Source organism: Spirosoma migulaei, from assembly GCF_054776855.1.
Genome location: NZ_BAAHBG010000013.1, coordinates 293,717 through 306,115, shown reverse-complemented (window position 1 = coordinate 306,115; position 12,399 = coordinate 293,717). Strand labels below are relative to the sequence as shown.

The 12,399-nt window shown below is 47.7% G+C and carries 14 protein-coding genes; 8 read left to right on the top strand and 6 right to left on the bottom strand.

All coding sequences use genetic code 11. The annotated features are described in order from the left end of the window. Window positions 1–870 (top strand): YitT family protein, encoded by an 870-nt coding sequence (locus tag ACYVGO_RS17010; RefSeq protein ID WP_460970297.1) that lies wholly within the window; start codon window positions 1–3, stop codon window positions 868–870. A gap of 227 nt (window positions 871–1,097) precedes the next feature. After that, on the top strand, window positions 1,098–3,536 hold the full coding sequence (locus tag ACYVGO_RS17005) for an outer membrane beta-barrel protein (RefSeq protein WP_460970296.1): 2,439 nt from the start codon (window positions 1,098–1,100) through the stop codon (window positions 3,534–3,536). Between the two features lie 28 nt (window positions 3,537–3,564). Here the strand turns inward: ACYVGO_RS17005 and ACYVGO_RS17000 are convergent, their stop codons facing one another. From ACYVGO_RS17000 to ACYVGO_RS16985, 4 genes are all read right to left on the bottom strand, one after another. Further along, a complete protein-coding gene (locus ACYVGO_RS17000; protein ID WP_460970295.1) occupies window positions 3,565–4,428 on the bottom strand; it encodes an SDR family oxidoreductase in 864 nt (287 codons plus the stop codon). Further along, window positions 4,428–5,021 carry a TetR/AcrR family transcriptional regulator gene (locus ACYVGO_RS16995; protein WP_142772407.1) on the bottom strand — a complete coding sequence of 198 codons (594 nt, stop codon included), beginning with the start codon at window positions 5,019–5,021 and terminating at the stop codon, window positions 4,428–4,430. Before ACYVGO_RS16995 ends, ACYVGO_RS17000 begins: the two co-directional genes overlap by 1 nt. Before the next feature lie 194 nt (window positions 5,022–5,215). Then, the gene (locus tag ACYVGO_RS16990) at window positions 5,216–5,983 is read right to left on the bottom strand and encodes a class I SAM-dependent methyltransferase (RefSeq protein ID WP_460970294.1); all 768 of its coding nucleotides are present in this window, start codon (window positions 5,981–5,983) and stop codon (window positions 5,216–5,218) included. 86 nt (window positions 5,984–6,069) lie between these two features. Then, window positions 6,070–6,537: a redoxin domain-containing protein gene (locus ACYVGO_RS16985; RefSeq protein WP_460970293.1), complete on the bottom strand. Its 468-nt coding sequence runs from the start codon at window positions 6,535–6,537 to the stop codon at window positions 6,070–6,072. A gap of 120 nt (window positions 6,538–6,657) precedes the next feature. Here ACYVGO_RS16985 and ACYVGO_RS16980 point away from each other — a divergent pair, with 120 nt between their 5' ends. After that, window positions 6,658–7,590, top strand: a complete 933-nt coding sequence (locus ACYVGO_RS16980) for an ROK family protein (protein WP_142772404.1) — start codon at window positions 6,658–6,660, stop codon at window positions 7,588–7,590. Between the two features lie 71 nt (window positions 7,591–7,661). On the opposite strand, the gene ACYVGO_RS16975 is transcribed toward ACYVGO_RS16980, so the two are convergent. Continuing rightward, entirely contained in the window at window positions 7,662–8,405 is a 744-nt protein-coding gene (locus ACYVGO_RS16975; RefSeq protein ID WP_460970292.1) for an SOS response-associated peptidase, read from the bottom strand. Window positions 8,406–8,513: 108 nt separating this feature from the next. Between ACYVGO_RS16975 and ACYVGO_RS16970 the strand changes: the two genes are divergently transcribed. Then, entirely contained in the window at window positions 8,514–9,164 is a 651-nt protein-coding gene (locus ACYVGO_RS16970; protein ID WP_460970291.1) for a pyridoxamine 5'-phosphate oxidase family protein, read from the top strand. Window positions 9,165–9,254: 90 nt separating this feature from the next. Here ACYVGO_RS16970 and ACYVGO_RS16965 read toward each other — a convergent pair whose 3' ends face one another. Next, window positions 9,255–9,794, bottom strand: a complete 540-nt coding sequence (locus ACYVGO_RS16965; protein ID WP_142772401.1) for a DUF1349 domain-containing protein — start codon at window positions 9,792–9,794, stop codon at window positions 9,255–9,257. Between the two features lie 139 nt (window positions 9,795–9,933). Here ACYVGO_RS16965 and parS point away from each other — a divergent pair, with 139 nt between their 5' ends. The 4 genes from parS (at window position 9,934) to ACYVGO_RS16945 (ending at window position 12,354) form a co-directional block, all read left to right on the top strand. Continuing rightward, on the top strand, window positions 9,934–10,359 hold the full coding sequence (parS, locus tag ACYVGO_RS16960) for a type II RES/Xre toxin-antitoxin system antitoxin (protein WP_460970290.1): 426 nt from the start codon (window positions 9,934–9,936) through the stop codon (window positions 10,357–10,359). Beyond that, window positions 10,359–10,814 carry an RES family NAD+ phosphorylase gene (locus tag ACYVGO_RS16955; protein WP_460970289.1) on the top strand — a complete coding sequence of 152 codons (456 nt, stop codon included), beginning with the start codon at window positions 10,359–10,361 and terminating at the stop codon, window positions 10,812–10,814. The genes parS and ACYVGO_RS16955 overlap by 1 nt, the downstream gene beginning before the upstream one ends. A 55-nt stretch (window positions 10,815–10,869) precedes the next feature. Further along, window positions 10,870–11,370, top strand: coding sequence for a DUF4385 domain-containing protein (locus tag ACYVGO_RS16950; protein ID WP_460970288.1), 501 nt, complete (start codon window positions 10,870–10,872; stop codon window positions 11,368–11,370). Between the two features lie 105 nt (window positions 11,371–11,475). Further along, entirely contained in the window at window positions 11,476–12,354 is an 879-nt protein-coding gene (locus tag ACYVGO_RS16945) for a bifunctional 5,10-methylenetetrahydrofolate dehydrogenase/5,10-methenyltetrahydrofolate cyclohydrolase (RefSeq protein WP_460970287.1), read from the top strand. The last annotated feature ends 45 nt before the right edge of the window (window positions 12,355–12,399 follow it).

The following is a 12,399-nucleotide window of genomic DNA, read 5'->3' as shown; positions in this document are numbered from 1 at the left end:
ATGATTCGACAAACCTCTGCTTTCAGAACTATTAAAGATACAAGTTTCATTATTGCCGGGGTACTCAGTGCAGGCATGGGTATCAAAGGGTTCCTAACATCAAGCCATTTTATCGACGGGGGTGTTACAGGTGTCTCTATGTTATTGGCCACACTGGTTAAGGTGCCTCTGCCCATTTGGCTCCTGCTGATCAATCTTCCGTTTATTGGCTTAGGGTATCGGCAATTTGGCCGTCAGTTCGCCGTAAAAAGTACCGTAGCGATTGCCGGGCTTTCGCTCAGTCTGGCCGTAATTCCCTATCCCGACGTTACGCCCGATTTTCTATTGACAGCTGTTTTTGGAGGGTTCTTTATCGGTGCCGGAATTGGACTGGCTATGCGGGGTGGTGCCGTGCTGGACGGCACTGAAATTGCTGCTTTGCTCATTAGCCGGAGTAGTCCTATTTTAAAAGTGAGCGATGTTATTTTGGTACTTAATGTGCTCATCTTCGGGGCTGCGGCCTTCTTTCTGGGCATTAACCCTGCTCTTTATTCGATGATCACGTACTTCGCGGCATCTAAAACCGTCGACTTTGTCATTCACGGTATTGAAGAATACACGGCTATTCTTATCATCTCCAAAAACCCTGAGCCCATCCGGGAACAGATTATAGCAAAAGGCTGGGGAATTACGATTCTAAAAGGGCAGGGCGGCTATGGGAAACATGGCAGTCATCAGGATATTGCCACCGTTTTGTATACGGTAATCACCCGCTTAGAAATCAGCCGACTGCGCACTATAGTTTTGGAAATCGACCCAAACGCATTCATTATTCAGCACAGTGTTGATGACGTAGCCGGTGGAAAAGTAAAGAGCCTGCCTATGCATTAAGTTCATTATGATTAGTTAACAAGGGTTGTCAGGGGTAGTCAAGTCATTGATCTTCAATAGCTGACAATCTCAGGCAACCCTTGACAGTTAAAGACAGTAGTTGATCCGACTCATAACTCCCCGCTGATACTCATTTTTGCCCGTTTATGGAGAATTGCCGTGCTGGATTAGTTTTTAGTGTCTTTGGTCTGACATTAATTTCCTCAGCAACCTAAACGTAATTCAACATGACGTACTCTTTACGCGCCAGTCTTCTCTGCATTATATTCATTTTTATAAGTGTTTCAGCCGTTGCGAAATCCGGACCCATTCTATCTGGAATTATACGTGATCCAGCAGGGACAACCGTTGAATTTGCCACCGTTGCCTTGCACCGGGCTGCTGATTCGGTCGTCGTAAAAACAGAGTTTAGTGATGCCACTGGGAAATTTCGATTTGAGCAGCTATCGGCTGGAGACTATTTCGTGTCGGCATCACAGGTAGGTTTCGAACGGGTTCAAACGGCTCCCTTTGCCATTTCTTCAACCGACCAAACGTTGGCTCCTATCCAGCTAAAGTCTAGTAACAAAACTCAGTTAAAGGAAGTAACTGTACAGGCACGCAAACCTCTTTTCGAACGTGAAGCCGACCGCATTGTGGTGAATGTAGATGGTAGTCCACTCAGTGCCGGGGCAACCTCACTGGAAGTTCTTAGTCGTTCGCCGGGAGTTACGGTTGACCAAAATGACAACCTGGCGCTCCGGGGCAAACAAGGCGTACTGGTACTGATCGACGGCAAACGAGTGCCCATGACCGGTGCTGAATTGGGTGAGATGCTACGGTCGCTGCCAGCCAATTCTATTGAGAAAATTGAACTTATTACCAACCCACCGGCCAAATACGACGCGGCTGGCAGTGCGGGTATTATTGCCATTAAACTCAAAAAAGACGGTCGCCAGGGTACAAATGGGAGTGTTAATGCGAGCTATGGATACGGCAAATACGGCAAATTCACGAGTGGTATTTCGTTGAATCACCGTCACAAAAAGCTGAACGTTTTCGGCAACTATACGTATAGTGACCGTAATCAATACAGCCAACTAGCTTTCCACCGGGATTTCTACCAGAACAATCAACTTACTGGCAGCAGCGACCAGGACAATCAGGGTAAAACCCATTGGGCCTCCAATACCTACCGCGCTGGCCTGGACTATACGTTATCAAAACGCACAACACTGGGGGCGGTTGTTAATGGGCTAGCTAACCATGCCGAAGCGTCGATACCAAACACGACCCAGACATTTAATGAGTTAGGAAAACTGCAAGTCAATTATCAGTCCGCAAACCATCGGACCCTGGCCACCCCGAACGTAGCGGCCAATCTGAATCTTAAACATAGCTTTGACTCAACAGGTCGTAGCGAACTGACTGTCGATGCCGATTTTGCTCATTATGAAATCCATAGAAGCCAAAACTTAGCAACCACGTTTATTATCCCCGTTCAAGCGCCGACGGTATTGGAAGGAAAAGTGAAGGGCGGCCTCAATATTAGCTCCTTCAAAGCCGATTATGTGCACACGTTTCAAAATAAAACACGACTCGAAGGTGGGGTCAAGGTCAGTTGGGTTCATTCCGATAATGACGTGTTATTTACAACTATCAATGACGGCCTGGCGGTGATCGACACCGGAAAAAGTAATCAATTTCGGTACGACGAAAACATTAACGCGGCCTATCTGAATCTAACTAAGTCCTTTAAAAAAACCTCGGTTCAACTAGGACTGCGTGGCGAGCAAACGAACGCTACAGGTTTACAGGTGATTGGCAACAGTGGTTTCGAGCGACATTATTTCCAGCTTTTCCCTAGTGTATTCGTCAAGCAGACGCTGTCGAAAACGCAGGACATCAGTTTATCGCTTAGCCGCCGGATCGACCGACCGACCTATAACCAGCTTAATCCGTTTCGGGCCTATATCGACGTCACCACCTATTTTTCGGGTAACCCATCGCTCTTTCCGCAGTTGAGTTATAACATCGAACTGACGCACACCTTTAAGCAGAAGTTCATGACATCAATCAGTTACAGCCGTACCGATCAACCCATTATCAGTGTCGTTCAACCAGCACCGGAGGGGAATCGACAGGCGGTTTCGACCTTCCAGAACCTAACCCGTTCAGATTACTTTGGTTTAACGTTGACTGTTCCCGTTCAACCTGCTACCTGGTGGACAATGGACAATAATCTGGTGGCCTTTTACAACCAATTTATTGGTGAGCTGGCAGGCACTTCTCTAAACCAGGGCTTGCCTGCTTTTACCATCAACACAACCAACACGTTCACACTGGGTCGGGGCTGGACAGCCGACCTGACTGGAAACTACCAATCCCGACAACTGTATGGCTTCCTGGACATTAAGCCACTAGGCCAACTCAATATTGGGCTTCAAAAAACGATGTGGGGCAAGAAAGGTACATTAAAGCTGAATATGACCGATATATTTTATAGCAGCCCGTTGCATGCTACGTCTACTTACGCCAACTACGTTGAACAGTTCAATCAACGGCAGGATACACGAATCGCTACGGCTTCGCTCACCTATCGGTTTGGCAGCGATACCGTTCCACAATCACGTCGACGGGCGGGCGGTGCCGAAGACGAAAAACGCCGGGCAGGTGGAGCGTCGTAAAACTAATTACAGTTCGTGTGATGAATGCTTAACTATTTCCAGCAAACTGTTCCAGTATTATGGTGGGTTTGCCCAAGTCGTCCCAGGTAGTTTGGGCTTCGAAGGTTTCGGGGTAGTTATTCAGTGCTTCGGTAATGTGCCAGCCATAGTCGGCCTGGGCGGAAAATGGTCGGCCTAGCTGCATCAGGAACGGCGGAGTCGTTACAATCCGTAGTTTTTCGTTTCGATAAGCAGCCGCAAATCGCTCGGCCGCTTCATGTTGTGTCATGGCTTCTGGCCCCTGAATCACATATTCCTGATTTTGGCCATCCTGCGCAAGCTGGAACGCCCGAACTACCTGTTTCCCGTAGTCCTGAGCCGCTATGTACATTGGGCGCACGGCAGAACGGCCAACCAGCAGGATAAAACGGCCCATGCGTTGCGTGCCGTTTAGCGATTCCATGAAACAGGATGGGTAAAAAATACTGAAGGGAATTCCAGATGCTTTAATGCGTTGTACAGCTTCCTGTTTCACATCAAATACCCACCAGTTGAAGCCATGCATGCCCTGATAGCGCATGATGATGGACGACAGATAGCCAATCCGTCGGACACCGGCACGTTGGGCTGACTGAATCAGATTAGTTACTCCTTCTCTTTCTGTATGAAAATCGGCTTGCTTTTCGTCTTGTCTGATTGATAAATTCAGGTAGACAACATCTATACCATGTAGGGCATCGACTAAGCCTGTGGTGTTACGAAGGTCGCCAGAGACGACCTCAGCGGCAGGAAATAGTGCTTTCGTTTTGGCAACATCACGCGCTATAATCCGAACAGAAAAACCGGCTTCGATCAGTTCGTGCGCAACGGGTTGCCCAAGCATGCCCGTTGCGCCAATTATAGCAATTCGCATTAGCGCAAATCACGCACGAACCGACGCATCGTTTCGCGATAGACTTGCTCCGACTGATCGAGTGGCTGCTCATCTTTAAGCAGCATCGACAACGTAATCATACCGTGAGACACGGACCACCACTGAAAATACAACCGCTTAATGCTCTCCTCCGCTTTAGGAATAAAGGAGAAAATCGTCTTGCAAACAATTCGGCTAACCGCCTGCATTGTTTCGGATTGATAAACAGGGATTGTACAAAAAGCACCGTCTAAATTATACATTACCTGATAAATTTCCGGATTCTCACGGGCAAACTCCCATTGCACAAGTGAGATTTCGTACAGGCGTTTTTCGGGATCGCGGTAAAGGCTTAAAATACGATCATATTCCCGATATAAGTGGCTGAAACCCTCATTCCGAATTTCATCTAACAGCACATCTTTGCTGTCGAAGTATTCATACACTATTGGGGCACTATATTCAATTGCATCAGCTATTTTACGAATTGAAACAGCTTGCCATCCTTCCCGGCGGGCAATGGACTTTGCCGTTTTTACGATGCCGGAGCGAGTTTGCTCCCGACTACGAGGTTTGCGTTCAATAGTTTCCATAGGTAGGTTATTACGCTTCAGTTAACGGTGTTAAACTGGCTGAAAACTACATATTTATGATTGCATTATCTACAGTTGATGTGAATTTCCTAAAAAAACTCCAATTATCTCTTATACGGTTAGTATATCGCTCAACCCTATAGATTAAAGACCATCCTTTTTAACTATTTGTCCAATTATTTTCAATTCGGTAATCATACACGCTCCACAAGTAACCAGACAGCGTCATCACCAAGTTCGTACGTATCGCCGTCTACGGTTCCATAACAATCAATTACGCGAAAACCTGCCTCAGAAAACAATTGCCCGAGTTCAGCCAACGTATACACATAATGCTGGGCGGTACGTGTCTGTATTTCTCCACCTTTTACATAGGTCAGATGCGAGTCAATCCGGCTGTGTAAGGGGCTGTATTCATTTTCTACCAAAAACAGGATCGATTCACCAGAAGCATCCTCAACGGGTTGCCAGTTACGGGCCTGATAATCGGGTAGAACAGACTCTGCCACCATTTCTGTATGTACCAAAAAACGGCCACCCGGTTTCAGCAACGTAGCAATACGCGTCAGGAAAACCAGCATATCCGGACGGGGAAAGAAACTAAAGCTGTTGCCCAGACAATAGGCGGCATCGAACGAAGCAACATTCCCCAGGCTATTTTCAGGCATCGTCAGAAAATCGCTGGCGATTGCCGTTATGGGCAGTTTCTCGGCAGTGGCTACAGCATCAAGTTCCGCAATGTAATCGGACGAAATATCGATACCGGTTACGCGGGCACCCATTCGGGCAAGTGGCAGTGCATGACGACCATAGCCACAGAATACATCCAGCAATCGATCGTCCGGACCAAACTCAAGCGTTTCAACCAATAATTCGAGGTCGAGATGGGTCTGTTCCTCCGTTTGGGCCGCTTTCCAGGCATCCTGCGGCAGCCCATGAAAAAAGTTATGATACCAGGCCATTTCTTAAGTGAAGAATGAAGAGTGAAGAGTGAAGAATAGACTTATAGCGTCAGATTGTTTCTTCACTTTTCATTCTTCACTCTTCATTACTTTAGTGAAATTAACGTTTCCTGTACAGCCTTAAAGTTGGGGACATCGCCCGCACTTTCGAGCACCTCGACATATTGAATGACGCCTGTTGAATCAACGACGAAAGCCGACCGCTTACTAACGCCTTTCAGATTCATGGTAAACGTTTCGTAATAGGTATCATAGGCTTGTGATACCTCTTTGTTGAAATCAGAGAGTAGGTCGAACGGCAGTTTTTGGTCTTCTTTAAATTTAGCCAGCGTAAAGGGCGAATCGACGGAAATGCCAACTACTTCTGCGTTCAGGTCTGCATACGTACTTATGTTGTCGCGCATTTCGCAAAGTTCAGCCGTACACACACTGGTGAAGGCCATAGGAAAAAATAGTATGATCAGGTTCTTACCCTGAAAATCATGCAGTGAAACTTCGTTCCGAGCCGTATTAAACAGGGTAAAATCAGGGGCTGTTTGACCGATAGCAAGCATAGAAATAGATCGTTGAAATGACGCTTAATAAGATTTTAACCGTAAAGCTACACGGGGAAACGAATTAAATTGTAAATCGTATTTTCTAATCGGACCGGCGATCCGGTCACTCAGTCGTGTATGAAATCTTATTGGGGTATTGATCTGGGAGGCACCAAAATTGAAGGCGTTGTCCTGTCAGCTCCCTCTCCCGACGCCGTCGTTATCCGCAAGCGAATTGATACTGAAGCCCACAACGGCTATGAACACATTCTAAGTCAGATTGTCCGGCTCATTGATATGCTCAAAGCCGAAACAGGACTTCAACCTGAGCGAGTTGGTTTTGCTACACCCGGCACATTCGATCCCGCCCGGCAAGCCATGAAAAACTGTAACACAACCGTTTTGAATGGAAAACCGATGAAACAGGATTTAGGTCGTTTGTTAGGTTTACCCGTTGAAATAGCCAACGATGCCAACTGTCTGGCTCTTGCCGAAGCAACTATGGGCATCGTACCCGACGTAGTACCTGATTACCAGACGGTCTTTGGGGTTATCATGGGTACGGGTGTAGGTGGCGGCATTGTTGTACGGAGTATGCAGTCTCAACCCTATGGTCGCCCATTTGTCCTGAATGGTCTTCAGGGGCTTGGGGGCGAATGGGGCCACAATACGCTGGAAGAGAACGGTTACCCTTGCTACTGTGGTAAACGTGGCTGCGTGGAGCAGGTTATATCCGGTCCGGCCCTTCAGCGTTACTACCAACAGGTAAGTAAGGAAGAACGGACGATGCAGGAAATTATGGAGCGGTACCATCAGGGCAACGATCTGGTTGCCAGTCAGGCCGTTAATCGATTACTGGAATATTTTGGTCGCGGCATATCCGTTATTATCAACATTCTCGATCCAGATGCCATTGTGCTGGGCGGTGGACTCGGCAATGTTGACCTTCTATACACGGAAGGGTTCGAACGAGCCCGGAAATACGTATTCAATAGCCGCGAACTAAACACACGCATCCTCAAGCCAAAACTAGGCGACAGTGCCGGTGTATTTGGGGCCGCGATGCTGTAGAGCAGGGAGCCTGGTGCGGGGAGCAGGGTATTCTTAAGCTTCCTTGCACCAGGCTCCCTGCTCCCCGCTTATCAGGCAAATAATTGGAGACTATCGCTCAATTCCGGATAAGTAGATGGAGCCGTTACCTCCGGAACATCGCTGGGCTCGCTTCGCGAGGTTATGCGCTTGCTGATGCTATAACTATGCATTTTACTTGCCGGATATTGCTTTTCCAATAACGCTAAAGCGTCAGCTTCGCTCAGGTCATCGTGCAGCCAGGCCTGTTCAGCAGCCTTCGTTAACACACAGGGCATTCGCTTCTTTGTATTATGAATAGCCGCCAACAACGGATTGGCTTCGGTTGTGAGGAGTGTGTAGGTTTGCGAGAGTTCACCCGTTTCCGGATCGGCCCATTCATCCCAAAGTCCGGCAATGGACGCAATTTTCTGGTCACTTGCTGTGATATAAAACGGGAATTTTTTACTTCCCATCGTATACCACTCATAAAACCCCGTTACCGGAATCAGGCAGCGTTTTCCGGCCTGTGCTGCTGAGCGAAATGAGGGCTTTTCGTAAATCGTTTCTGAGCGGGCATTAATGGTTTTGGTCCGTATATCAGCCGCATTGTCATTCGTTTTGGTCCATCGTGGAATAAGCCCCCAATGCATCATCTGAAATCGACCGGGTTCCTGGTGCGTTACAACTGGCCAGGCAGGGAACTGATAAGCATTGGCATGGTATACGGGTTGAAAATGGGCCGAAGCAGGCAAGGCAGCATCGTAGCGCTCTTCAAGTTGGCTGGCCGTAACGGCCAGCGATTTATGGAAACACATAAGGTAGATAAGTTTACGGGTTAACTTCCACGAAGCATACCAATTAAACAAATAAATTCACCCCAGGGTTACCCCAACAGGTATATAAAGTAAAAACCTATTCCATGTATGAGTGAGTTGCCTAAGCAGTCAGAGAAACAAGCCCAGCCTAGTCTTCCCGGTACCCTTGCCGATCTGGAACAAACCAGTTGGCACCAACTTATAGCTGCTTGCGAACAAGAGCAGGGTCAGTCGATCGGTTCAGGATTCAAACTCATGACGGTGGCTACGTCAACATCCCGCGGGGCCGACGCCCGAATGGTGGTGCTACGTCGGGCCGATGCAGAGCATAAATATGTCTGGTTCTACACGGATGCGCGGTCCGAAAAAGTACTGCAACTGGAAGCCTTCCCTACGGCAACGCTACTCCTGTGGGATTCCAATCTGCAGGTTCAACTCCGGCTTATTGTTGAAACCCGGCTCCATACCAACGATTATGTAGCCGATGATCATTGGGAAAAACTTTGGGCTGGCGGACGTAAATCCTATCTTTCCGAGCAAATACCGGGCACTGAACAATCTCACCCCTACCCTGGTTTTCCCGAAAATCTGGCTGGTAATCTGCCTTCAGTAGAAGAGAGTGAAGCCGGACGAAAAAACTTCGCCGTGATTGAGTGTCGGGTATTAGCCATGGAATATCTGTGCTTAAGCCGAACTGGTCAAACGCGAGCTTGTTTTCAGTACGAACCCGAGTCTAAGATGGTGTGGCTTGCACCGTAAATTTAAGTTAAGTGGAGTATGTGTAGTGGTGGAGTAAGTGGTTCACAGGATCGACAACTGCACTAACTGCATTTCGCTTATTCCACCAAATCATAAGATCGACAAAACAGAAAACTGCTCGAATGTCGCATTGAACCCTCCACCGTCGGGAGCGGCTGCCATGGGGCCAATTTGTACGGGAACATCTGCTGGAAAGTAAGCTAACCGCAACATCTGGTACGTAAAATCATCGAACGAATAATCAATACGAACCGAGTCATACTGCCGGGTGAGCCGAACGTAAACAGACTCTGGATTATGAGGTTGCGGGCAGACCGACCAATCTGAGAACTCCCGCGTAACCACCGCACTAACCTGCTGTTGCTCATCGACAAACTCGATTCCCGTTTTGATCCAGTTCCGGTCATCGAGTCGGATCATCAGCCCAGCCTGATCATATTGATTTTTGTATTGGCCCGTCACTTTCACACTCGCCACAAAATCGCCAGCTAGTTCCCGGTAATAGAAGTGCCCGGTATCGCGAACAAAATCATAGTGGGTCACCCGCCAGAAATCCGTATCCCCTTCAACCCGCATATGCAGCCAGTCTTTCTCCTCCGACCAGATTGCCGGTTTATTGAACCACATCATACGCTTCTCTTTTGGGCGAAAGTATAAAAAAATCAGTGGGTATCGTTGCGTTGATCAAGCCTCAAAAAAATAAACGAACAACAGCTTGAACCGACTAGCGCCAGCTGTCGTTATATTTACGACAATTGACGCTTATAGTATGAACACAACGACCATTACTGATTATTTTGGGGCACAAAACGCTCCTCTCATTCAATCGGTGTTTGATCTGATTGAGGTTAGTCGCCGGGGTTTATCCAAAAAAGCTGTTACCACTATGGCGCGCCACCTTGGTATTACGCAAGCCGATTTATTTGTTATTCTTCATATTTCTGCCCGAACCTGGCAACGCTATACCGACGAAAAACTACTTCCTCAGAACGTAACAGAAAAAGCATTGCAACTAGCTAGCCTATACAAGCAGGGAGAAGATATATTTGGTGAGGCCTGGAAATTTCGGGGGTGGATGAATCATCCCAGCCCCATTTTTGGTGGCAAAAAGCCAATTGAATTACTAGATTCGCAATTTGGATTTCAAGCGGTTCAGGACGAACTGGTTCGAATTGACTGGGGGGTATTAGCCTGATGGATGTATATCACTTAGCGAATGCCCGCCGTGCTGACGACCTGACAGGCACAGGAGCCCGCCTGGCAGGAGGCCGCTGGAATTATATAGGAACGCCAGTTTTGTACACAGCCAGTTCCAAAGCCTTAGCTACCCTAGAAGTTCTGGTTCATAGCCCCTTATCGTACGTGCCGGATTATTACCGTATGCTCACAATCCGAGTACCCGAGGATTCTTTATTGAGCGTACCACTCGATCAATTACCTGATGGCTGGAATGGCCTCACTCCTCCAACAAGTATCAAAGACATTATCGAGAGCTGGATAATTGGCAATCGATTTTTATTGCTGAAGGTACCCTCTGCTGTAGTTGCTGGTGATTATAATTTCTTTATAAATCCAGCACATCCTCGGGCCACCGAGATCCTCATTACGGATAATCAACCCTATCGGTTCGATCCTCGTCTGTTGCGCTAATAGCCAATCAGCTGTTTTTTGGTGTTATAGATACACAACAAATGACAGACACCCAATGCCTGCAAACGACTGCGCATTCAATTACGATCTCGATTACAAAAACCTGAATCTACGCGAACAGCCCGAACTTTACCGCGTCGGAAAAGGTGAAATGGGTGTGCTTTTGGTGCAGCCATACAAATCTGAGATACTTCCCCACTGGCGATTTAAGACCCCAGACATAGCCCGCGAATCGTCCGAGAAAGTTTACAAGTTATTTCTGGACTATAAGGCCAACGGGGATTTCATCGGCATGGATATGGCCAGGAAGTTCCTGCAAATGGGATATACCCGAGCCAGGCGTTATGCCAATCACCGCACTGGTCAAAAATACGATGGACCCGTACCGGATGACAAGAAAGGCCAGTCTGGTGCTCATGGTCGGGATCAACTGCCTCGCGAGGAAGATCCCATCAAAGCGGAGTCGGCCCGTATTTTTTATGGAAAATATCTGGAAGCACGGGAAGACGAAACCTATAAGAAACTAAAAAAGGAATGGCAACAGAAGTACGGGTAGTTTCCTAATCTTTGCGACCTTTGCGGTTCTGCTTTGCTGTCCTTGGTTTAAAACTTCTAAACGCAAGGATCGCAAAGGTTTCGCAAAGAACGCAAAGACACTTGTATGCAACTCCTTGACGGTAAAGTCCTTTCAGCACAAATTAAACAGGAAATAGCGGCAGAAGTCGCTCAGATACGCGAACAGGGCGGTAAGATTCCGCACCTCGTGGCCATTCTGGTTGGTAACAAAGGGGCCTCGGAAACCTACGTGGCTTCGAAAATGAAAAACTGCGAAGAGGTGGGCATGAACTCAACGCTCATCCGGTTTGATCCATCGGTTACGGAAGAAGAACTCCTGGACAAAGTTCGGGAGGTGAATGAAAACCCTGACATGGATGGGCTAATTGTGCAACTCCCCCTCCCCGACCATATCAATCCCGACCGTGTTATGGAAACCATTGATCCCGCCAAAGACGTAGATGGGTTTCATCCCATTAATATTGGGCGTATGGCCAAAGGGCTGCCAGCTTACATATCTGCCACTCCACAGGGCGTGCTGGAAATGATCAAGCGGTATAACATCGAAACGTCTGGTAAACACTGTGTCGTAGTCGGCCGCAGTCAGATTGTTGGTTTGCCCATGTCGATTCTGATGCAGCGAAATACCTATCCCGGCAACTGTACGGTTACCATTACGCACAGCCGGACAACCAATCTCGCCGAAATCTGCCGCTCGGCTGACATTTTGGTAGCAGCCCTCGGCAAGCCCGAATTTGTAACTGCCGATATGGTGAAAGAAGGCGCTGTTGTGATTGACGTTGGTTTGGAACGTGTACCCGATGCCAGTAAGAAAAGCGGATTCGCGTTAAAAGGCGACGTTAAATTTGATGAAGTAGCCCCAAAAACGAGTTTCATTACGCCCGTTCCCGGTGGTGTTGGCCTAATGACCATCTGCTCACTTATGCAGAATACGCTGAAAGCCGCGCGGAGTGAGATTTATTAGTGATTTGCCGTTAGTTCATAGTATATTACTACAAATTACAAAGAC